Origin of the sequence: Flavobacterium sp. ACN6 (genome assembly GCF_002304005.1) — a bacterium.
Lineage (GTDB): Bacteria > Bacteroidota > Bacteroidia > Flavobacteriales > Flavobacteriaceae > Flavobacterium.
The window spans coordinates 86490-108263 of the sequence record NZ_MRCQ01000007.1 but is presented as its reverse complement, the minus strand read 5'-3'; the positions used below and the strand labels follow the sequence as shown (position 1 = coordinate 108263).

The 21774-nt window shown below is 33.8% G+C and carries 20 protein-coding genes and 2 tRNA genes; 11 read left to right on the top strand and 11 right to left on the bottom strand.

Annotated features, from left to right (window positions below; translation table 11 throughout):
- Positions 1-120 precede the first annotated feature (120 nt).
- On the bottom strand, positions 121-1722 hold the full coding sequence (aceB, locus tag BSF42_RS12480; protein ID WP_095953429.1) for a malate synthase A: 1602 nt from the start codon (positions 1720-1722) through the stop codon (positions 121-123).
- Positions 1723-1931: 209 nt separating this feature from the next.
- Here aceB and BSF42_RS12475 point away from each other — a divergent pair, with 209 nt between their 5' ends.
- The 4 genes from BSF42_RS12475 (at position 1932) to BSF42_RS12460 (ending at position 5836) form a co-directional block, all read left to right on the top strand.
- On the top strand, positions 1932-3413 hold the full coding sequence (locus tag BSF42_RS12475; protein WP_095953577.1) for a helix-turn-helix domain-containing protein: 1482 nt from the start codon (positions 1932-1934) through the stop codon (positions 3411-3413).
- A 5-nt stretch (positions 3414-3418) separates the two neighbouring features.
- Positions 3419-3778, top strand: a complete 360-nt coding sequence (locus BSF42_RS12470; RefSeq protein WP_095953428.1) for a hypothetical protein — start codon at positions 3419-3421, stop codon at positions 3776-3778.
- Between the two features lie 659 nt (positions 3779-4437).
- Positions 4438-5154: a pirin family protein gene (locus BSF42_RS12465; protein ID WP_095953427.1), complete on the top strand. Its 717-nt coding sequence runs from the start codon at positions 4438-4440 to the stop codon at positions 5152-5154.
- A gap of 148 nt (positions 5155-5302) precedes the next feature.
- The gene (locus BSF42_RS12460; protein ID WP_095953576.1) at positions 5303-5836 is read left to right on the top strand and encodes a YceI family protein; all 534 of its coding nucleotides are present in this window, start codon (positions 5303-5305) and stop codon (positions 5834-5836) included.
- A 175-nt stretch (positions 5837-6011) separates the two neighbouring features.
- Here BSF42_RS12460 and BSF42_RS12455 read toward each other — a convergent pair whose 3' ends face one another.
- Positions 6012-6875 (bottom strand): helix-turn-helix domain-containing protein, encoded by an 864-nt coding sequence (locus BSF42_RS12455; protein ID WP_095953426.1) that lies wholly within the window; start codon positions 6873-6875, stop codon positions 6012-6014.
- Positions 6876-7151: 276 nt separating this feature from the next.
- On the opposite strand from BSF42_RS12455, the gene BSF42_RS12450 reads away from it, so the two are divergent.
- The gene (locus tag BSF42_RS12450; RefSeq protein ID WP_095953425.1) at positions 7152-7514 is read left to right on the top strand and encodes a DUF983 domain-containing protein; all 363 of its coding nucleotides are present in this window, start codon (positions 7152-7154) and stop codon (positions 7512-7514) included.
- Positions 7515-7586: 72 nt separating this feature from the next.
- Positions 7587-8462: an ACP S-malonyltransferase gene (fabD, locus tag BSF42_RS12445; RefSeq protein WP_095953424.1), complete on the top strand. Its 876-nt coding sequence runs from the start codon at positions 7587-7589 to the stop codon at positions 8460-8462.
- A gap of 89 nt (positions 8463-8551) precedes the next feature.
- Here fabD and BSF42_RS12440 read toward each other — a convergent pair whose 3' ends face one another.
- The 4 genes from BSF42_RS12440 to BSF42_RS12425 all read right to left on the bottom strand — a co-directional run bounded on the left by BSF42_RS12440 (position 8552) and on the right by BSF42_RS12425 (position 11506).
- A complete protein-coding gene (locus BSF42_RS12440; protein ID WP_095953423.1) occupies positions 8552-8875 on the bottom strand; it encodes a hypothetical protein in 324 nt (107 codons plus the stop codon).
- Complete coding sequence (locus BSF42_RS12435; RefSeq protein ID WP_095953422.1) at positions 8860-9054, bottom strand: hypothetical protein; 195 nt, start codon at positions 9052-9054, stop codon at positions 8860-8862. Before BSF42_RS12435 ends, BSF42_RS12440 begins: the two co-directional genes overlap by 16 nt.
- 131 nt (positions 9055-9185) lie before the next feature.
- Positions 9186-10199 (bottom strand): UDP-glucose 4-epimerase GalE, encoded by a 1014-nt coding sequence (galE, locus tag BSF42_RS12430; RefSeq protein ID WP_095953421.1) that lies wholly within the window; start codon positions 10197-10199, stop codon positions 9186-9188.
- A 176-nt stretch (positions 10200-10375) separates the two neighbouring features.
- Positions 10376-11506 (bottom strand): DegT/DnrJ/EryC1/StrS aminotransferase family protein, encoded by a 1131-nt coding sequence (locus tag BSF42_RS12425; protein WP_095953420.1) that lies wholly within the window; start codon positions 11504-11506, stop codon positions 10376-10378.
- Between the two features lie 135 nt (positions 11507-11641).
- Here BSF42_RS12425 and BSF42_RS12420 point away from each other — a divergent pair, with 135 nt between their 5' ends.
- Positions 11642-12886 carry a 3-deoxy-D-manno-octulosonic acid transferase gene (locus BSF42_RS12420; protein ID WP_095953419.1) on the top strand — a complete coding sequence of 415 codons (1245 nt, stop codon included), beginning with the start codon at positions 11642-11644 and terminating at the stop codon, positions 12884-12886.
- Positions 12887-13221: 335 nt separating this feature from the next.
- Positions 13222-13437, top strand: a complete 216-nt coding sequence (locus tag BSF42_RS12415; protein WP_057117327.1) for a hypothetical protein — start codon at positions 13222-13224, stop codon at positions 13435-13437.
- Positions 13438-13564: 127 nt separating this feature from the next.
- Here the strand turns inward: BSF42_RS12415 and BSF42_RS12410 are convergent, their stop codons facing one another.
- The 4 genes from BSF42_RS12410 to mutS all read right to left on the bottom strand — a co-directional run bounded on the left by BSF42_RS12410 (position 13565) and on the right by mutS (position 17086).
- On the bottom strand, positions 13565-13945 hold the full coding sequence (locus BSF42_RS12410) for a DUF1508 domain-containing protein (RefSeq protein WP_095953418.1): 381 nt from the start codon (positions 13943-13945) through the stop codon (positions 13565-13567).
- A gap of 197 nt (positions 13946-14142) precedes the next feature.
- Positions 14143-14228, bottom strand: a tRNA-Leu gene (locus BSF42_RS12405).
- Between the two features lie 15 nt (positions 14229-14243).
- Positions 14244-14316: transfer RNA gene (locus BSF42_RS12400), tRNA-Gly, on the bottom strand.
- Between the two features lie 163 nt (positions 14317-14479).
- Complete coding sequence (mutS, locus tag BSF42_RS12395; RefSeq protein WP_172426680.1) at positions 14480-17086, bottom strand: DNA mismatch repair protein MutS; 2607 nt, start codon at positions 17084-17086, stop codon at positions 14480-14482.
- A 157-nt stretch (positions 17087-17243) separates the two neighbouring features.
- Between mutS and BSF42_RS12390 the strand changes: the two genes are divergently transcribed.
- The 3 genes from BSF42_RS12390 to BSF42_RS12380 all read left to right on the top strand — a co-directional run bounded on the left by BSF42_RS12390 (position 17244) and on the right by BSF42_RS12380 (position 20521).
- Complete coding sequence (locus BSF42_RS12390) at positions 17244-17675, top strand: DUF1573 domain-containing protein (protein ID WP_095953417.1); 432 nt, start codon at positions 17244-17246, stop codon at positions 17673-17675.
- A 77-nt stretch (positions 17676-17752) separates the two neighbouring features.
- A complete protein-coding gene (locus tag BSF42_RS12385; protein WP_095953416.1) occupies positions 17753-18289 on the top strand; it encodes an RNA methyltransferase in 537 nt (178 codons plus the stop codon).
- 42 nt (positions 18290-18331) lie between these two features.
- A complete protein-coding gene (locus BSF42_RS12380; RefSeq protein WP_095953415.1) occupies positions 18332-20521 on the top strand; it encodes a T9SS type B sorting domain-containing protein in 2190 nt (729 codons plus the stop codon).
- Positions 20522-20628: 107 nt separating this feature from the next.
- Here BSF42_RS12380 and folK read toward each other — a convergent pair whose 3' ends face one another.
- Positions 20629-21762, bottom strand: a complete 1134-nt coding sequence (gene folK, locus BSF42_RS12375; RefSeq protein ID WP_095953414.1) for a 2-amino-4-hydroxy-6-hydroxymethyldihydropteridine diphosphokinase — start codon at positions 21760-21762, stop codon at positions 20629-20631.
- Positions 21763-21774: the final 12 nt, after the last annotated feature.

Genomic DNA, 21774 nt, shown 5'->3' with positions numbered 1-21774 from the left:
CGTTATCTGCTACGCGAGCGATAGCGAACTGGCAAAGCAAATCTGCGTGAAAAAATTATTCTCTCGCAGATTTAGCAGATACTGCAGATTTTTAATTTCTAATTCTCAATTTTTAATTGTTTATAGGTATTTGTAACATGGAATCGTCAAGAAATCGACGAAATCAGGATTTACAACTAATCTTTCCAATACTTTTTCGGCTAATGGAAATTGCTGTTTTTCGTGATTTTCTTCACCTAATTCCTGCTTGATTTTTCTGAATTCATCTAAAGCCAATTCGTGATAATAAGCCAAATCTAATTTCCGTCCATTATCCAAAACCACTTTATTCTGAAGCCATTGCCATAATTGTGATCTCGAAATTTCGGCTGTTGCAGCATCTTCCATCAAATTGTGCAATGCCGCTGCGCCTTGTCCGTTTAACCATGAAGCCAGATACAAAACCCCTACGTTGATGTTTTTTCGAACGCCGTTTTCAGTAATGATTCCGATTGGTGGTTCAATCAAATCACCTTCTGTGATTTTTCGATATTCTCTTTTAATATGAATCTGATTTGGAGTCGGCATTCCTTTATCAAAAATTTCTTTTGCCAGTGACACTAAATCTGGATGCGCCACCCAAGTTCCGTCGTGACCGTTTCGAACTTCACGTTCTTTATCGGTTTTTACTTTCGCGAAAGCGACAGCATTTGCTTCTTCATTATTGCGAATCGGAATCTGCGCTGCCATTCCGCCAATCGCATGAATTCCTCTTTTATGACATCTCTGAATTACCAAATTGGAATAAGCATTCATAAAAGGCGAAGTCATATTTACCTGATCGCGATCCGGGACAATGAATTTTGGATTTTTTCTAAACTTTTTGATGTAAGAAAAAATATAATCCCAACGTCCGCAATTCAAGCCTACGATATGCTCTTTCAATTCATAAATAATTTCATCGAGCTGAAAACTTGCTGTAATAGTTTCAATTAAAACCGTCACTTTTATCGTTCCTCTTTTTAATTTCAAATAATCTTCTGTAAAGTCAATTACAGTATTCAACCAGCGCGCTTCCAGATAATGTTCTAATTTCGGAATGTAGAAATAGGGTCCTGAATTGTTTTCTAAAAGTTTTTTATGGTTATGAAAAACATACAAGCCAAAATCAACTAAAGAACCCGAAACTTCTTTCCCTTCAATTAAAAGATGTTTTTCAGGCAAATGCAATCCTCTTGGTCGAACAATTAACGTTGCGATTTTTTCATTTAACTGATAACTTTTGTTTTTAACCGAATCTGTATAAGAAATCGTTTTGTTTACAGCATCAATTAAATTCATTTGCCCCTCCATTAAATTTTGCCAAGTTGGTGAAGTGCTGTCTTCAAAATCGGCCATAAAAGTCTTTGCTCCCGAATTCAAAGCGTTGATAATCATTTTGCGATCAACCGGTCCGGTGATTTCTACTCTTCGATCCAACAAATCTTTCGGAATTTCGCCTGCTGTCCAATTGCCTTCTCTAATACTTTTGGTTTCTGGAATAAAAACCGGCATGATTCCCTGATCAAAATTGACTTGTTTTTGATCGCGCTGCAAAAGCAATAGTTTTCGCTGTGATTCGAATTTTCTATGCAGTTCAGTTATAAAAGCAATTGCTTCTTCGGTCCAGATCTTTGGATAACGAAGCTTCTTTTCGGCTAAAAATTCCATTGCCGTTTCGGTAATTTCTAATTGGTTTTTCATAGCTGCTGATTTTTATTTTTAATTGGTCAGCTATGCAATCGCTTAGTCTATTTTGCCTTCCAAAAGACAATAATTTAATTAGCGATGTCATAGCTAATATATTTTATACTACAATGTTACAAAAAGTTTTTTATAAAAATAGCGAACGTTCGCTAAAATTTAAAAATATTTTTTTGGCGATTATTTGTAAATCAGTTACATTTGATATTATGGATATCGAAAAAGACTATATAAAGCTGATATTTGGACTTAAACTCAAGCAGGTCAGAACCCAAAAAAATCTTTCTCTTTTTGGTCTGGCCAAATTGACAAATCTTTCAAAATCGTATTTAAATGAGATTGAAAAGGGAAAAAAATATCCAAAAACAGATAAAATTCTTCTTTTGTGTCAACATTTAGATGTTCCTTACGATCAATTAGTATCTTTAAAACTCGACAACAACCTCGCTCCCATTGGCGAAATTTTGAAATCTGGAATTCTAAAAGAGATTCCGTTAGAACTTTTTGGCATTCAGGAAGCCGATTTAATAGATATTATTGCTAATGCTCCAGCAAAAGTCAACGCCTTTATTAGTACAATTATTGAAATTGCCCAACATTATAATTTAAGCCGCGAAAGCTTCTTTTTAGCTGCTTTGCGATCGTATCAGGAAGCGCACAGTAATTATTTTGAAGATTTAGAAGAGAAGGTAATTGCTTTTTCGAAGTCGTTTCAGATTAATTTAGATTCTAAAATAAATATTGAAGAATTAGAGGCAATTTTAAAAGAAGAATACGAATACAACATCAAAGAAATTGCTTTTACCGATCAGGAAGCTTTGGGTGATTTGCGTTCGATTTATGTTCCGAAAAGCAAAACTTTATTACTTTCTACTGAACTCGACGGGCCGCAGAAAGCTTTTATTTTAGCAAAAGAAATTGCTTATAATTATTTAAAAATTTCAGACCGATTATTGACTTTCAGCTGGATTAAGTTCGAAAATTTCGATCAGGTTCTGCATAATTTTTACGCTTCTTATTTTGCCGGCGCCTTGTTATTGCCTAGAAAATTGGTTGTGGACAAAATCAATAATTTTCTAAATTATGAAAATCCAAAACCGGAAGAATTTGTTTCTTTAATTGAAAGTTTTGAGGTTTCGCCAGAATCCTTTTATCAGCGCTTAACAAATTTATTACCGAAAGATTTCCAGCTTAAAAACTTATTCTTTTTAAGAATGTCGCACCCTATTGGCTCTGATGTTTACCAGATAAAAAAGGAACTTCACATTACGAATCAGCAGGAACCGCACGCCAATGAAACAAATGAGCATTATTGCAGAAGATGGGTTTCTGTAAAAACCATCAATGAAGCTATAAGTCAAAACAAATCTCATTTTTTTGACGCGCAAATTTCGAGTTATGTCCATAGCGGTAATGAATATTTGGTTTTTTCATCTGCAACAAAAGATCCGTTTGTCGAGAATAATATTCGCAGCATTTCTGTTGGAATTTTAATTACTCCAACAATGAAAAAGAAATTTAAATTCATTGAAGGAAAACCTCTTATTAAACGAATCGTTGGCGTTACTTGCGAAACTTGCTCCGTGAAAGATTGTTTAGAAAGAGCCGCTCCTCCAATTGCCTTGGAAATAAAAAAACGCCACGACAACACGGATTTTGTTGTCCAGCAGTTTATTAATCAATACAGTTAGAACTCATGAAATATTTATTTATAATAGTAACACTGCTTTCTATTAGCATAAACCAGAAAAGAGACAAACTTAACGGCCGTTATAGTTATTTAATAGAAGACAACAATTCGTATATACAAAAAGATAAAATTACTTTTAGCGACAGTGTTTTTGTGTTTGATAACAAGTTTATGCCCAAAGGAAAAATTTCTTATGGCAATACAATAGTATTGGACAATTTCATAAATACTGATTTAATTATAAGTATTCCCAAAGATCAAATTCAAAAAGATACGATTCCGTTTTATATGCATGACAAAAAAAGTTCGGCTGTGAATTATCTTGATGAAGTGGTTGGAAAAGGGAAATTGGTTAAGATAAAATAGTTTAGTTTTTTATATAATATTGCAGAGACGCGAAGTCGCGAAGTTTTATTTTCTTTGAACGCAATTGCTTAACACAATCTTGTCATCCTGATTTCTATGATAAAACCTGTGGTTACTTTGATACTAAGTGATTTTTTCAGCAAAAAAATTGAAGAAACAAATCTTTGTCGAGTTACTTGCGGAGATCTCTCCTTCGTCAGAGATGACAAAACCGTGTGTGGTTATTGTGAGACCAAATATTTTTTTTAGCAAAAACTTTGAAGGAACAAATCTTTGTTGAGCTTCGAGTGTGATCCTTCGTTCCTCAGGATGACAAACTGGAACCTTGAACCTCTGCAGCTTTGAGTCTCTGCACCTTCTTATAAAAATGAAACTTCTAATTTAGCCCCGATAGAACTGGAAATCCTTTTATGCTGGGGTTCAGCATAAAAGATTGGAAGGTATAGCGGGACTTCAGGTCTTTTGAAAACCAAAATTTCTGCTGCCAAAAAACAAGAAAAACCTTTGAACCTTTGTAAATTTAAGTCTTTGCACCTAAAAACCTTAGCCCCTTAGAACCTCAGAAACTTAGAGCCTTAAAGAACTTAATCTAGATTAAGTGCTTTTCCTTGATGTTGGTCGTAAATTTGTACCATAATAATAACACAAAGGAAAACATCATGGAAAATATAGTATTACATAAAGCAGAAACAAGAGGAAACGCAAATCACGGATGGTTGAACGCTTATCACAGCTTTAGTTTTGCGAGCTGGTACAATCCAGATAGAATTCAGTTTGGAGCACTTCGTGTTTTAAACGATGACACGATTGCTGGCGGAATGGGTTTTGGAACGCATCCTCACGATAATATGGAAATCATTACGATTCCGTTAGAAGGTGATTTAGCTCACAAAGACAGCATGGGAAATACTGAAATCATTAAAAATGGAGATATTCAGGTGATGAGTGCGGGTACTGGAGTGCAGCACAGTGAGTTTAACCCAAATGCAGATCAGCAGACTAAATTATTGCAAATCTGGTTATTTCCTAATAAAAGAAATGTAGCGCCGCGTTACCAGCAAATTACTTTGGATGTTGCGGACAGACACAATAAATTGTCTCAGATTTTATCTCCAAATGCAGACGATGAAGGTGTTTGGATTCACCAAGACGCTTGGTTCAATATGGGTAATTTTGACTCAGGTGTATCTACAGAATATACAATTAAAAAAGAAGGAAACGGAGTTTATGCTTTTGTTTTAAAAGGAAACGTTACGATCAACGGTCAGGAATTAAATACTCGTGATGCTGTTGGAATTTCAGGAACTGATATTTTAAACATTCAGGCAAATACTGATGCTGAATTTTTATTGATGGACATTCCGATGAACTATTAATTCGACAGCAATTTTTCAAACAACAAAAACAATACAAACGGACAAAATTATTCATTTTCATTTCTTAATCTAGGTTAAGTGCCGAATGAAGACAGTCGAAGTAACTTTGTCCTATCAAAATGAAATTAATTATTTAAAAAATAAAATTATGGCAACTACAAAATGGTCAATTGACCCAACTCACTCAGAAATTGGTTTTAAAGTTAAACACATGATGTTTACAAATGTTTCAGGAAAATTTGGAACTTACGATGCAACAATTACTACAGAAGGAGAAGATTTCGAAAACGCTGCGATTGAATTTTCTGGCGATATCGCTTCTATCGATACAGCAAATGCAGACAGAGACGGGCATTTAAGAAGTGCAGACTTTTTTGATGTAGAAAACAATCCAAAATTAACTTTCAAAGGTTCATCTTTCAAAAAAATCGATGCTGGTGATTACCAATTAACTGGTGATTTAACGATCAAAGGTGTTTCTAAAGAAGTGAAATTTCCTGTAGAATTTAGCGGTATTATGACCGATCCTTGGGGAAATACTAAAGTAGGTTTAAGCATAGAAGGAAAAATTAATCGTAAAGATTGGGGTTTAAACTGGAACTCAGCTCTTGAAACTGGAGGAGTTTTAGTTGGAGAAGAAGTAAAATTAAACATTGAATTACAATTTGTAAAACAAGCTTAATTTTAAAAATAGGTTTTAATTTGGTTGGTTAAAAAGCCTGCACTTTTTAGGAAGTGCAGGCTTTTTTGTTTTTTTGACTTACCACGAATTACACGAATTTTCACTAATTTTTTATCTGCTAAGTGTACAAAAATTAATTCGTGGAAATTCGTGTAATTCGTTGCAAACTTAAAAATCATCGCACAGTATTTCGAAATTCTGTTGGTGACAACCCTGTTTGTTTTTTGAAGAATCGAGAGAAATACGAATAATCTTCGTAGCCCACTTTAAAAGCAACTTCGTTTACAGCTAATTGTTTGTCGATCAGCATTCTTTTTATTTCGAGAATTACGCGGTCGGCAATCACTTCTGTCGCGGTTTTTTGGAGAATTTCATTGCAGATTCTGTTCAAATGTTTCAAAGTGATATTTAATTTTTCTGCGTAGAAAGACGGCAGTTTTTCAGCTCTGAAATATTCTTCTAAAAGTGATTCAAATTTATTGATTTTAATATTGTACGAATGGGTTTGATGTGAATAGGTTTCGCTGTACTTTCTCGAAATTTCGATGTGAATGCAATCCAGCAGATTCAACAATTTATCCAATTGCAATTTATTATTTTGAAGATTTTCCTCAATCAATAAATTAAAATATGGGAGAATTTTTGGCATTTCATTTTCTTCAAAAACCATCTCAGGACGATTATGAATCGAATGATAAAAATTATAATCGTTGATATTTTTCTGTCCGAAATATAAATTATATAATTCCTGCGAAAAGATAATTACAAAACCTTCAATATCTTCAGACAAACTCCAATGATGCATTTGTCCTGGCTGCAAAACAAACAAACTTCCCCTTTTTATTTCAAATTGATCAAAATCGACTTCGTGTTGTCCTGAACCATTGGTAAAAAACACCATTAAATAAGAATCATGACGATGCGGCTCTTCGACAAAGCTGTGACTTTTTAAATGTTCTTTAAATGTATTTACATAAAAATCACGATGAATATCATTGCAGCTAAAATTCTGTACGCTGTAAATGGGATATCTTTTCATAACACGATTAAATTTTAGATTTTAGTCCCGAAGCCTCGGGATTAGATTGTAGATTATAGATTGTAGATTATAGATTGTAGATTGTAGATTGTAGATTGTAGATTGTAGATTTTTGGAATTTGGAATTTGGAATTTGGAATTTGGAATTTCTTTTTTGAAATTTCTTTTTTGAAATTCCAAACAACATGTCCTTATTGTGCTATAATACGCGAAGATATAAAAAAGACTTTTATCTTACTCTGAATTACCTTTGTATAAATAAAAAACATCAAGATCATGTCAAGTGCATTAACTCATATTCTAAGCAACGAATGTCCTGTTTGTCATAAAGGAAAAGTTTTTAAAGACAATAATATTTTTCTAACTTTTGGTTTGCCAAAAATGAATGAATACTGCAGTCATTGCAATTACAAGTTCCAAAAAGAACCTGGATATTTCTTTGGCGCCATGTACGTAAACTACGGATTAACAGTCGCTCAAGGTATTGCAACTTACTGTATTGCTCAATTTTTCTTCGATCAAACATTTGATTTAAGAATCATTCCTATTATTGCTGTTGTCATTACTTTACTTACTTCTTTTAATCTCCGATTTTCAAGATTAGCATGGATTTATATGTTTAAAGATTATACGAGCTAAAAAAATACTATTTTTGCCTTCCAATTGAAACTAATTTTCAATTTTAAAAAAAGTAAAAATTAAATTAGACAAATGAAAGCATACGTATTTCCAGGTCAAGGCGCGCAATTTACAGGAATGGGCAAAGACTTATATGAAAACTCGGCTTTAGCCAAAGAATTATTCGAAAAAGCCAATGAAATTTTAGGTTTCAGAATTACAGATATCATGTTCGAAGGTACTGCCGAAGAACTAAAAGAAACTAAAGTAACGCAGCCAGCTGTATTTTTACACTCTGTAATTTTAGCAAAAACTTTAGGCGAAGATTTTAAACCAGAAATGGTTGCAGGACATTCTTTAGGAGAATTTTCAGCATTGGTTGCTAACGGAACTTTATCTTTTGAAGATGGTTTGAAATTAGTTTCTCAACGCGCTTTGGCAATGCAAAAAGCCTGTGAAATTACCCCATCTACAATGGCTGCTGTTTTAGGCTTAGCGGATAATATTGTTGAAGAAGTTTGCGCTTCTATTGACGGAGTTGTGGTTGCAGCAAATTATAACTGCCCAGGACAATTGGTAATTTCTGGAGAAACTTCAGCTGTAGAAAAAGCTTGTGAAGCGATGAAAGCAGCAGGAGCAAAACGTGCTTTAATTTTACCTGTTGGAGGAGCATTTCACTCACCAATGATGGAACCAGCAAGAGAAGAATTGGCTGCAGCGATTGAAGCAACTACATTCTCTACTCCTATCTGCCCAGTTTACCAAAACGTTACTGCAAATGCAGTTTCTGATGCAGAAGAAATTAAAAAGAACTTAATCATTCAATTGACTGCTCCTGTAAAATGGACTCAATCTGTTCAGCAAATGATCGCCGACGGCGCTACTTTGTTTACTGAAGTTGGTCCAGGAAAAGTATTAGCTGGTTTGATTAATAAAATTGATAAAGAAGCGGTTACTGCTAATGCTTAATTTTTAAGTATTCAGTCTCGGTTTTCAGTTTTCAGTTATCGATATTAAATAAAAAATCCTCATAACTTAATGTTTGTGAGGATTTTGTTTTATAGCTCTTTTGCTTCTTCGCTGTAATTATTTGTAATTCCTGTTATTACATAATTCTGGTTTCTTTTCTCAAAGAAAATATACCAAGTTGTTCTGACAGTTGGCTTGTAAAAAATATAATTTGAACCTAAATATTGAAGTGCTTTTGGGGTTTTCTTATGAGAAGTTTTTTTTATTCTTTCTGGTATTGCATTATGTATATCAGAAACATAATCTTCCGCAGATTCAAAACCAAAATATTCTTTTTTATATAACGTTACAACTAAATCATCTAGGTATCGAATTACTTCTGGCGTAAAAATAACTTCTATTTCCCCCACCATTCTCTAATTCTTCTAATAGATTCAGCCTTTGCTTGTTCCGGCGTTAACCCTCTTGCAAACTCAGCATCAAAATCAAAAGTTTCAGGATCTATTCCTTTAAATTTAGGTTTTTGAATTTCGTATTCTACTCTAGGCTCTTCAACCTTATCATTTTTTTTATCTTCTTTTTTCGAATTCATAATTCCTACAATTTTATCTTACAAAATTACAAAATAAATTGAATTAAAATAAAAATCCCAAATGATAAATTCATTTGGGATTTTTTAATTTAGTTTTCAACTAAAAACTTAAACTGCGAGTGAATACTAAACTAAGAGCGAACTTTCTGCTCCCATTTCCAGGCGCTAGCCATTGCTTCGTCTAAACTTAATTCTGCTTTCCAGCCTAAAACGTTATTTGCTTTATCTGTATTTGCATAAGCTTCTGTGATATCGCCTTCGCGACGCGGCTTAATTACGTATGGCAGTTTTTTGTCGCTTACTTTTTCAAAACTATGAATTACTTCCAAAACAGAACTTCCTGTTCCAGTTCCCAAATTAAACGTTTCAACCTTCGCTAAATTCTTTTTATTGAATAAACGCTTCAAAGCAATTACGTGCGCTTTCGCTAAATCGACAACGTGAATATAATCACGAACTGCGGTTCCGTCCGGCGTTGGATAATCATTTCCGAAAACAGATAATTCCTGACGTAGTCCCATTCCTGTTTGTGTTATAAACGGAACCAAATTTTGAGGAACTCCTAAAGGTAATTCTCCAATTTCTGTACTTGAATGTGCCCCAACTGGATTAAAATAACGCAATAAAATCGCGCTGATATTAGTCACTTTAGTGGTATCTGTAATAATTTCTTCTCCAATTTGCTTCGTATTCCCATAAGGAGACATTGCTGTCTGAACTGGAGCATCTTCTGTAATTGGCATTTTTTCGGCTTGACCGTAAACCGTACAAGAAGAACTGAAAATAAAACTTGCTTCCGTTTTTTGCTGCAATTCCTGTAAAAGATAAACTAAACTGCTAATGTTATTTTCATAGTACAATAACGGCTGTTCAACACTTTCACCAACTGCTTTTGAAGCTGCAAAATGAATGACCCCAGTAACGTCATTGTGTTTTTTAAAGAAATCCTGAACGGCACTTTTTTCTCTTAAATCAATTTTTTCGAATAAAGGCGTTTTCCCCGTAATGGCAGTAATTCCTTTTAAAACATCTTCTGAAGAATTCGAAAGATTATCAATTATCACCACTTCAAAGCCTTCATTTTGCAATTCGACTACCGTGTGAGAACCAATAAACCCAAGTCCTCCTGTTACTAATACTTTCATATATTTTTTTTAGATTATAGAAAATAGAATAAAGAATATAGATTTCTATAATTCTTTTTCTATCATCCTTTATATTTCTATTCTCCCTATTCTATTCTCCTTATTCTATTCTCTTTATTCTATTCTCTTTATTCTATTCTCTTTATTCTATTCTCTTTATTCTATTCTCTTTATTCTTATTTTAAAAATTCTAAAACAGAATCAGTTATGAATTTAATTTGTTCATCATCAAGTTCTGTATGCATGGGCAAAGCAATAACTTCTTGAACCAATTGATTTGTAACTGGAAATTGCTCTTCTTTATAACGTGTATCCACATATGCTTTTTGAGAATGCAATGGAATTGGGTAATAAATCGCGCATGGAATTCCTTTGTCTAATAAATGCTGCATTAAAGCATTTCGATCAGCATCTATAATTCTTAATACATATTGATGAAAAACATGATCATTTTCATCTGCATCAAAATCTGGTGTAATAATATGTGCATTTCCTGCAAAAGCCGCATTGTATTTTGAAGCCGCTAAACGACGCGCTTCATTATATTGATCCAATAAAGGAAGTTTTGCATTTAAAACCCCAGCTTGAATACTATCCAAACGAGAATTCACCCCTACAACATCATGATGGTAACGCTCGTACATTCCGTGATTTACAATTCCGCGGATGATATGAGCTAGTTTATCATCATTTGTAAAAATAGCACCACCATCTCCATAACATCCTAAATTTTTAGAAGGGAAGAAAGAAGTTGCCGCAACATGACCAATTGTACCCACCTTGCTTTTTGCTCCAGATTTAGAAATATAATCTGCACCAATTGCTTGTGCATTATCTTCGATTACATATAAATTATGCTCAGCAGCAATTTCCATAATCGCATCCATATTAGCAGCGCGGCCAAATAAATGCACAGGAACAATTGCTTTTGTTTTTGGTGTGATTGCTTTTTTAACAGCATCAATATCAATGTTCATGTTTACCATATCAACATCAACCAAAACTGGTGTTAGTTGCAATAATGCAATTACCTCAACAGTAGCAGCAAAAGTAAAATCGGCTGTAATAACCTCATCACCTGGCTTTAGGTCCAATCCCATCATTGCGATCTGCAGGGCATCAGTTCCATTTGCACAAGGAATAACGTGTTTTGCACCTAAATAATCTTCAAGATTTTTTTGAAATTGATGAACTAAAGGTCCGTTTATATAAGTATTTGTATCTAAAACCTCTTGAATTGAAGCGTCTACAGTAGATTTTATTTTTTCATATTGACTTTTCAAGTCAACCATTTGAATTTTTTTCATTTTGAATACTATTTAAAAAGTAAAGACTCTATTTTAGATAGGAATCTCTAAAAGGAGGAACAAAAATAGTTATTAATAGCTTCAAACCAATGAAAATAGTCGAAAGAAATGTAATTTAGCTGCAAAAATTATTACATGCTTTTTTTATACAATTTAGTCGTTTCTTTAGCGGGCTTTTTCCTGAGAATCATAGCGTTGTTTAGTCCAAAAATTAAGCTTTTTATTGAAGGCCGAAAAAATGTTTTTTCAATTTTAGAAGAAAAAATAAAACCCGAAGACAAAACGATATGGTTTCATTCGGCTTCACTTGGCGAATATGAGCAAGGACTTCCTGTGATTGAAAAAATCAAAGAAAAATATCCTTCACATAAAATTATTGTAACCTTTTTTTCCCCTTCTGGATACGAAGTGCGTAAAAATAACACAGTTGCAGATATTACTATTTACCTGCCGTTAGACACAAAAAGCAATGCAAAGAAATTTTTAAAACTAGTTCATCCCGAACTTGCCTTTTTTATTAAATATGAATTTTGGCTGAATTATTTAAAAGAATTAGAGCAAAGCAAAACTCCAACTTATTTGATTTCAGGAATTTTCAGAGACAATCAAATGTTTTTTAAATGGTACGGAGGTTTTTACAGAAAAGCTTTAAAAGCATTTACTTTCTTTTTTGTCCAAAATGAAAGTTCTAAGCAAAAAATTCAATCCATTGGATTTGATAATGTAATTGTTTCCGGCGATACACGTTTTGATCGCGTTGCTGCCATTTTAGAGAGAGACAACAAACTGGATTATATCGAAAATTTCAAAAACAACAAAAAGACCATCGTCATTGGAAGTTCATGGCCTAAAGATGAAGTTTTAATAGCCGAATATATCAATCAAGCACCTGATGATGTTAAATTCATCATTGCCCCTCACAACATTAAGGCTGATCAAATTTCAAACCTTAAATCACAAATTACAAAATCAACGGTTTTATTTTCAGAAAAAGAAAATAAGGATTTATCAAGCTGCGATGTTTTTATAATCGACACCATTGGCATTTTAACGAAGATCTACAGTTACGGAACAATTGCTTATGTGGGCGGTGGATTTGGAAATCCTGGAATTCACAATATTTTAGAACCTGCTGCTTTTGGAATTCCAATTGTAATAGGACCTAATTATTCTAATTTCGCAGAAGCTGTTTCTCTAGTAAACCTAGAAGGATGCACGGTTATTTCTAATACTAAAGAACTAAAAACCACTTTCGACCAACTACTATTTGACAATGAGCTATTTACAACAAAAAGCAGGATTTGTAAATCATTTATTCAAGACAATCAAGGAGCAACAGAAACCATTATAAAAAGCGTTTTAAAACCTCTTGAATCTTAAATTTTAGATCGATTACAGACTTTTTGCGATAATTAAATCCATAAAAATATATTTTTTGCACATTTGAAAGAATCGAATATTCTCTTAAAAACAAAATAAACCACAACAAACGCAATTAAAAGAGCCAAAACAGCGATAGAATTTTCAACAAAAAATAAATTAGACAAAACATACCATAATATAATTTATTTTTGTTATTTTGGCATATTATTTGATAACTAAGATAATCGTGAGTAAGGAAAATATTTTAAAAAAAAAGTGAAAAAATATTTTACGTATTAAAAAATTTATATCTTTGCCACGAATTAATAATTAACCTTTTATAATAAAGTAAGATGAAAAAAGTATTTTTAAGTTTAGCTGTTGTTGCTGTTTTAACTGTTGTATCTTGTAAAAAAGCTGACGCTGCTGCTTCAGAAGCTGCTGTAGATTCTACTGCTGTTACTGTTGATTCAGCTGCTGCTGTTGTTGATTCAGCTGCTGCAACTGTTGATTCTGCTGCTGCTAAAGTTGATTCAGCTGCTGCTAAAGTAGAAGAAGTAAAAAAATAATTAGAACCTAAGTTCTAACGATTTTAAAACCATCTTTTAGATGGTTTTTTTTATGATTAATTTCAAAATTAATCACACTTCAGTAATAAAAAAGCGTTTACAATCTGTAAACGCTTTTTTTTTATTATTATTCCGCAGCCTCATCTTCATTTTCCTCATCTTCATCACCAAAAATAGATTCACTTGACGAAAAATCCAAAATCTCAGATTTAGAAGAATAAGTCACAATCTCTTTTATACCTTTTTGCAAAAGCAATTCAGTACTGTATTTTCGACTTGTAGCAAAGTGAACTTCACCCAGCATCAATTTAAAAAAATACTTCCCCCCAGATCCTTTAAATTTCAAAAACCTTGCAAGATCAATATTCTTCTTAAACTTTTCAATATCCTCCTCACACTCAAATCTCAATTCATAACTCAAACTCGTAAAGATAACCTTCCCCCTGCGCGAAGTAAATGTAAATTTATACTCATCATTAAACCGCTTGCTAATTACAAAAGCCCCCATTTACAATTTTAGATTTTAGATTTTAGATTGTTGATTGTTGATTGTTGATTGTTGATTGTTGATTGTTGATTGTTGATTGTTGATTGTTGATTGTTGATTGTTGATTGTTGATTACATATAAATTTACTGCGTAAATTTATTATTTCAAATTTGAATTTACACAATAAAAAAAGCCTCTTCAAAAGAAGAGGCTTTAGTACTCAGAGCGGGACTTGAACCCGCACGAACATTGCTGTTCACTGGATTTTAAGTCCAGCGTGTCTACCAATTTCACCATCCGAGCATAATATGGTTTTTGAGCGAAAAACGGGGCTCGAACCCGCGACCTCGACCTTGGCAAGGTCGCGCTCTACCAACTGAGCTATTTTCGCGTTTCAAATTCTATTAAAGAACTCTGCAACAGTCAACTTGTTTCGTATTGCGAGTGCAAATTTAGGACATTTATTCAATTAAACAAGCGTTTTTTGAAAAAAAAGTTTACTTATTTTATAATGTTCTGATAACCTAAACTTTAAACTTGAAAATTTTTTGAAATTATTTTTTAACCAGCATTCTTTTGATTTCATTCAGCTTCATCAATGCTTCAACTGGCGTGATTGCATTAATGTCGAGACTCAAAATCTCTTCTTTTATTTCTTCTAACAAGGGATCATCCAAATTAAAGAAACTCATCTGCATTTCATCATTAGCCGCTTTTATTCCATGTAAAGCGTCACTCGAATGATTCTTCTCCAGTTTCTTTAAAAGTTTTTGTGCTCTAGAAATAACGAGCTGCGGCATTCCAGCCATTTTTGCTACGTGGATTCCGAAACTATGAGCACTTCCACCTTTTACAAGCTTTCTAACAAACAAAACAGTATCTTTTAATTCTTTTACCGCGACATTAAAATTCTGGATTCTTGGCATCGATTCTGTCATTTCATTCAATTCATGGTAATGCGTTGCAAAAAGTGTTTTTGCCCTGCCTGGATGTTCGTGCAAAAATTCGGCAATTGCCCAGGCAATAGAAATTCCATCATACGTACTAGTTCCTCTTCCAATCTCATCTAAAAGAACCAAACTACGATCTGAAATATTATTCAAAATCGAAGCTGTTTCATTCATTTCAACCATAAAAGTAGATTCACCCATCGAAATATTATCTGAAGCTCCTACTCTGGTAAAAATTTTATCCACAATTCCCATTCTAACGCTGTCTGCAGGAACAAAACTTCCCATCTGAGCCAAAAGAACAATTAATGCCGTCTGTCTTAAAATAGCGGACTTACCAGACATATTTGGACCCGTAATCATAATTAGCTGTTGTGTTTCCCTGTCGAGGAAAACATCATTTGCAATATAAGGCGTTCCTACCGGCAATTGTTTTTCAATTACTGGGTGTCTTCCGTTTTTAATATCCAATTCAAATGTTTCGTCAATTTCTGGCTGTACATATTGGTTTTCGACTGCCATTTGCGTAAACGAACACAAACAGTCTAACTGCGCAACCAAATAAGCATTCATTTGAACCGGCTTAATATAAGTACTTATCCACGCTACTAATTGCTCAAAAAGCTCGCTTTCTATTTTATATATCTTTTCTTCAGCTCCTAAAATCTTGGTTTCATATTCTTTTAACTCTTCCGTAATATAACGTTCTGCGTTTACCAAAGTCTGTTTACGAATCCATTCTTCTGGAACTTTATCTTTATGCGTATTTCGAACTTCTATATAATATCCAAAAACATTATTAAATGAAATTTTCAACGAAGAAATCCCTGTTCTTTCTGATTCTCTTTTTTCAATTCCTTCCAAAAATTCTTTTCCAGAAGTTGAGATCGCACGAAGCTCATCCAATTCTTCACTAATCCCGCTTGCAATTGCATTTCCTTTTGAGATTGCAACCGGCGCATCTTGATTTAAGGTAGTTTTAATTTTTTCACGAAGAAGTTCACAGGCATGCAGACTATCTCCAATTACTTTCACTGCTTCCTGCGGACTTTCGAGCGCAAGTGTTTTTATCGGAATAATAGCGTCTAGGGATTCTTTCAAATAAACAATTTCTCTAGGCGATACTTTTCCTGCAGCTATTTTAGAGATCAAACGTTCTAAATCTGAAATCTGCTTAATTTGATATTGAATATTATGCAGGATTTCTGGATTCGATTTCAAGTAAGCCACAACTTCATGTCGGCTTTTTACTTTATTACTGTCTTTTAACGGCAGCGCAAGCCAGCGTTTTAATAAACGTCCTCCCATTGGAGAAAGTGTTTTATCTATAACATCCAAAAGCGTAACTGCATTTGGATTATAACTATGGTATAGTTCTAAGTTTCTAATCGTAAAACGGTCCATCCAGACATACGCGTCTTCTGCAATACGCTGAATCGCCGTGATATGCTGTACACGATTGTGTTGTGTTTCTGATAAATAATACAAAATAGCACCAGAAGCAATAATTCCTTCTTTCAATTCCTCAACCCCAAACCCTTTTAAAGAAACGGTTTGAAAATGTTTTGTCAGTGTTTCTAAAGCATAATCTTCTTTATAAATCCAGTCTTCTAGATAAAAACTATGAAAATCTTCACCAAAAGCACTTTTAAAATCGCCTTTATTATTCTTTGGAACCAAAACCTCACTTGGATTAAAGTTCTGTAATAATTTATCAATGTATTCGGCATTTCCCTGAGCAGTTAAAAACTCTCCTGTTGAAACATCCAAAAAAGCAACCCCAATATTTTTATTGGCAAAATAAACAGATGCTAAAAAGTTATTTGATTTTGAATGCAGCACTTCATCATTTAAAGAAACACCAGGAGTTACAAGTTCCGTTACGCCTCTTTTGACAATTGTTTTAGTCATTTTTGGATCTTCAAGCTGATCACAGATTGCTACTCGAAGTCCAGCTTTAACCAATTTTGGCAGATAAGTATTTACAGAATGATGCGGAAAACCCGCCAGAGCTGTTTCAGTTTCAGACCCTGCTCCTCTTTTAGTTAGTGTTATTCCTAAAATTTTTGAAGCTCTAATGGCGTCTTCTCCAAAGGTTTCATAAAAATCTCCTACTCTGAAAAGCAGACATGCATCAGGATATTTAGCCTTGATTTCGTTGTACTGTTTCATTAAAGGTGTTTCTTTCACCACTTTCTCTTTAGCTGCCAAATTATTATGTTTTAAATGAAAAATTAAGACAGCGAATTTAAGATTTTTTGACGGCATATCGAAAACTTCAAAAATTAAAATATTTTAAGATATTTTTAGGTTGTGATTTAAGATTTTTACATAGCTTTGTTTATCATTAAAAAAGACCCTAGAAACAATGAAAAAAATAATTTTATTCGCTATGTTAGCTGTAGCTGGTATTACGGCTACGAATGCACAAACAACTAAAAAAGCTAAGACTGCTAAAGTTGCAAAAGTTGAAGGAGCTGGAATGGCTTTTGAAACTGAAACTATCGATTACGGAACTATCGCTCACAATGCTGATGGAAAACGTGAGTTTGTTTTTGTAAACAACGGAACTAAACCATTGATCATTACAAACACTCAAGGATCTTGCGGATGTACTGTTCCAACTACTCCAAAAGAGCCAATCGCACCAGGTGCTAAAGGTGTTATAGGTGTAAAATATGCTACTGACAGAGTTGGTGCTTTTACAAAAACGGTAACCGTTACTTCTAACGCAGAAGGACAACCTACAAAAACCCTTACTATTAAAGGTACTGTTTTACCAGATCCAGTAAAAAGCTAATCTGAAAAACATTTAAAATAAATCGAAAAAGCTTCCTTATCTTTGGAAGCTTTTTTTATGACTTGAATTCAACACCAATGAGAAAACTCGAAAACAGCGAACTGGACCGCAAATCAATTGAAGATTTTAAGAAATCTGAGAAAACACCTTTAATATTGGTTTTAGATGATATCCGAAGCCTTCATAATATTGGTTCTGTTTTTAGAACTGCAGATGCGTTTTTGATCGAAAAAATAATCTTATGCGGCATTACTGCAACTCCTCCAAATAAAGAAATTCATAAAACTGCTTTAGGTGCAACTGAAACTGTCATTTGGGAACATCATGAAAATGTCCTTGAAGTTATTGAAAATCTAAAAAAAGAAAATGTTCTAACAATGGCAATAGAGCAGGTCGAAAGTGCGATTTTTCTTCAAGATTTTAAAACTGAAAAAAATCAAAAATATGCATTGGTTTTTGGTAATGAAGTATATGGTGTAGCCCAAGAAGCCGTTGCAATATGCGACGGATGTATTGAAATTCCTCAGCTTGGAACCAAACACTCTCTTAATATTGCAGTAAGTACTGGAATTGTGGTTTGGGATTTATTTCAAAAAATAAACTGGTCAAAATAGAAATTTATTTTTTTATAATTTATTAATTGATATTTTTAACGAATGAAAAATATCAAATTACCAGTTATTCTTCTTTTGTTTTACGCTTTAAGTTTTAATTTTTCAATTGCAAACGAAAATAGAGAAACTTTTAACAAAAACAATGCGCTAACTTCAAAACACCCCATAAAACCAAAAATAAAAAAGTCAAAAAAAAATAATTTTGTAATTGATCCGCCTAAACTTATTGCACAAGGAGATCAAATTTACTGCCCGCAGACTTCTATAAATATTGTTACTGATTTTACCATTGATCACGATCCTGCAGAAAACGGAACACAAGTACTTTATATTCAGATCTCATCAGGATATTCAAGTGGTTTTGATCAATTAGAATTAACAAATCCTGCGTTACATCCAAATATTGTAACGAGTTGGGACGCAGCTTCTGGAAAATTAAGATTGTCTGGATTAAACGCGGCTACTGAAACACCTTATGCTGATTTTGTTGCTGCAGTAAAAGATGTTGTTTTTAACAATTCGGCTGCGACAGCTTCTGGAACAAGAACATTTTCTATCACAATAGGACAAGCCAATTATCTTCCTTCTACGGGACATTATTATTTATTTATTCCGAATGTGGGAGTCACTTGGACAAATGCAAGAGATTTAGCTGCTACAAGTACTTATTACGGACTTCAAGGATATTTAGCCACTATTTCATCAACAGATGAAGCTAAACTTATAGGCGAACAAGCTTCTGGAACAGGATGGATTGGAGGAAGCGATGCTGAAACAGAAGGCGTTTGGAAATGGGTAACCGGCCCTGAAGCTGGAACTATTTTCTGGAGTGGAAACGCGAATGGCTCAACTCCAAATTTTGCTTTTTGGAATTCGGGCGAGCCCAACCAACAAGGAGATGAGGACTATGCCCATATTACACAGCCAGGTGTTGGAATAAGAGGTTCTTGGAATGATTTATCAAACACTGGAGACTCAAATGGTAATTATCAGCCCAAAGGATATGTTGTAGAATACGGCGGCATGCCAGGCGAAGCTCCTTTAGAAATTGCCGCAAGTACCAAAATTACTATTCCAGTCGCAACTCCAGCTGCTAATCCGAACGCTGTTTGCGATTCAGGAACTTTTACGTTTAATGCAACAGCAACGATCGGAGCAACAATTCGTTGGTTTGATGCTGCAATTGGGGGTAACTTATTAGGAACGGGAACTTCTTACACAACTCCATCAATAAGTACAACTACAACTTATTATGTAGATGCAGGCTGCGAATCAAACCGAAAATCTGTAACTGCTGTTGTAAATACTACTCCGACAACACCTGTTGCAGAACAAAGTTCTTATTCTAACTGCGGACCTGGAACTGTCACTATGAAAGCAGCTTCAAATATTGGAATAATTAATTGGTTTACAACTGCTACAGGAGGTAATAGTGTGTTCACAGGAAGTAGTTTTACAACTCCCACAATTTCAACCAATACAACTTATTATGCCGAAGCTTCAAACAATGGCTGTATTAATTCTACTCGAACTCCTATAGATATCCTAATTTATACACCGCCTGTTGTTACTAACGAAACCTTTCCTTTATGCGAGCTTCAAACCATAACATTGGACGCTGGAATTTCTGAAATGAGTTATCTTTGGTCAAATGGAGCAACAACACAAACTATTACTGTTAATGCAGGCGGAACTTATACCGTAGATGTTAGTAGCCCTGCTCCTGAAAATTGCACCAGCAGAAAAACTATTATTGTCGAAGAACACAAAATACCACAGATAGATCGTATCGATGTTGAAGGAACAAGAGCTATAATTTATCCTGTTAAAGCTGAAGATTATTTTGAGTATTCTGTAGATGGAATTAATTTTCAAGATTCTAACATTTTTTTTGATGTTCCCGGCGGACTTCAAACGGCATATGCACGTGAAAAAAGTGGCTGCGGACAGTCCACAAAACAATTTGTAGTTCTTGTTTTTCCTCCATTCTTTACTCCTAACAACGATACTTTTAACGATATTTGGGAAGTTACCGGCATGGAAAATTATCCACAGGCAGAAGTCACAATTTTTGATCGATATGGAAAATTAGTTGCCCAATTAAGCAGCTCAAAAATGAGCTGGGATGGTAATTTAAACCAAGTCCCGCTTCCCGCTTCTGATTATTGGTATGCCTTAAAAATAGATGACACAATGCCTGTTTTAAGAGGTCATTTTACTTTGAAAAGATAGTTTTAATTAGAAAATGTGTCGATTTAGAAGTAGAAAATGTGCCCATTTGAAAATTAGACAATTAAAGAAATATACATAAAGAATTATCTAATTGACTAATTACCTCCTTAGTTCAACTTCTTTTTGATTTCATCTAAAATAAAAACATAGTCTTCGTGTTTTTTTACAAAATCACGGTCAGATACATCAATGATTAAAACATTCAAATCGGTTTGTGATTTTATATATTCTAGATAGCCGTTGTTGATTTTTTCTAAATAAGAAGCTTCGATATTCTGTTCGTAAGTACGCCCTCGTTTCTTGATGTTTTGCAGCAGCCGTTCTGTATTTTGATATAAATAAACATACAGATCTGGTTTTGGCATTTCCTTGTAAATAATATCAAATAAATTTCTGTACAAACGATATTCGTCTTCCTGTAAAGTAATCTTAGCAAAAATCAAAGATTTAAAAATATGATAATCGGCTACTATAAAATCTTTAAACAAATCGAACTGCGCCAAATCATCTGATAACTGCTGATAACGATCGGCTAAAAAGGACATTTCTAGAGGAAAGGCATATCTATTTTGATCTTTATAAAATTTTGGCAGAAACGGATTATCGGCAAATCTTTCTAAAACCGTTTTAGCATTAAAATCTTCAGCAATTTTATGCACTAAAGTTGTTTTACCGGCACCAATATTGCCTTCAAAAGAAATATAATTAAATTGACTCAACGGGATTTCGTTAAGTGGATTTTTCAAATCCTGAACCACTGTACAAACACTTTCATCTGGAGAAACAGCAATTAATTCCGTGATCGTTTTCTGCAGAATGGGATGCCTCCAATTCAACTTTAAGTCTTTCATCGGCAGTAAAACAAAATTTCTGTTCTGCATTAGCGGATGCGGAATCTGAAGTTTCTCCGAATCAATAATTTCATTATCAAAAACAATCAAATCAATATCGATAATTCTGGACTGATAACCTTCTTGATTCAAGCGGATTCTTCCTAATTCTTTTTCAACTTTTAAAACTTGATTTAGTATTTTTTGTGCAGACGAATTGGTATGCAAAAGAAGTGCACAATTATAAAATGCATCGCTCTCAAAACCCCACGCAGGAGTTTCGTAAAGTTTGGAAACCTGAATGACAGTGCCGACCTTTTGATGGATTAAATCAATACAATTTTGGATGTTTTCTAATCTGCTGCCTTGGTTGCTGCCTATCGATAAAACGACTTGATGCTGTAATTTCATAATTAATGCAAA

Coding starts and splice junctions, on each gene's coding strand:
- aceB (WP_095953429.1), bottom strand. CDS start 1,722: ATGAAAAACCAATTAGAAATTACCGAAACGGCAATGGAATTTTTAGCC.
- BSF42_RS12475 (WP_095953577.1), top strand. CDS start 1,932: ATGGATATCGAAAAAGACTATATAAAGCTGATATTTGGACTTAAACTC.
- BSF42_RS12470 (WP_095953428.1), top strand. CDS start 3,419: ATGAAATATTTATTTATAATAGTAACACTGCTTTCTATTAGCATAAAC.
- BSF42_RS12465 (WP_095953427.1), top strand. CDS start 4,438: ATGGAAAATATAGTATTACATAAAGCAGAAACAAGAGGAAACGCAAAT.
- BSF42_RS12460 (WP_095953576.1), top strand. CDS start 5,303: ATGGCAACTACAAAATGGTCAATTGACCCAACTCACTCAGAAATTGGT.
- BSF42_RS12455 (WP_095953426.1), bottom strand. CDS start 6,875: ATGAAAAGATATCCCATTTACAGCGTACAGAATTTTAGCTGCAATGAT.
- BSF42_RS12450 (WP_095953425.1), top strand. CDS start 7,152: ATGTCAAGTGCATTAACTCATATTCTAAGCAACGAATGTCCTGTTTGT.
- fabD (WP_095953424.1), top strand. CDS start 7,587: ATGAAAGCATACGTATTTCCAGGTCAAGGCGCGCAATTTACAGGAATG.
- BSF42_RS12440 (WP_095953423.1), bottom strand. CDS start 8,875: ATGGTGGGGGAAATAGAAGTTATTTTTACGCCAGAAGTAATTCGATAC.
- BSF42_RS12435 (WP_095953422.1), bottom strand. CDS start 9,054: ATGAATTCGAAAAAAGAAGATAAAAAAAATGATAAGGTTGAAGAGCCT.
- galE (WP_095953421.1), bottom strand. CDS start 10,199: ATGAAAGTATTAGTAACAGGAGGACTTGGGTTTATTGGTTCTCACACG.
- BSF42_RS12425 (WP_095953420.1), bottom strand. CDS start 11,506: ATGAAAAAAATTCAAATGGTTGACTTGAAAAGTCAATATGAAAAAATA.
- BSF42_RS12420 (WP_095953419.1), top strand. CDS start 11,642: ATGCTTTTTTTATACAATTTAGTCGTTTCTTTAGCGGGCTTTTTCCTG.
- BSF42_RS12415 (WP_057117327.1), top strand. CDS start 13,222: ATGAAAAAAGTATTTTTAAGTTTAGCTGTTGTTGCTGTTTTAACTGTT.
- BSF42_RS12410 (WP_095953418.1), bottom strand. CDS start 13,945: ATGGGGGCTTTTGTAATTAGCAAGCGGTTTAATGATGAGTATAAATTT.
- BSF42_RS12390 (WP_095953417.1), top strand. CDS start 17,244: ATGAAAAAAATAATTTTATTCGCTATGTTAGCTGTAGCTGGTATTACG.
- BSF42_RS12385 (WP_095953416.1), top strand. CDS start 17,753: ATGAGAAAACTCGAAAACAGCGAACTGGACCGCAAATCAATTGAAGAT.
- BSF42_RS12380 (WP_095953415.1), top strand. CDS start 18,332: ATGAAAAATATCAAATTACCAGTTATTCTTCTTTTGTTTTACGCTTTA.
- folK (WP_095953414.1), bottom strand. CDS start 21,762: ATGAAATTACAGCATCAAGTCGTTTTATCGATAGGCAGCAACCAAGGC.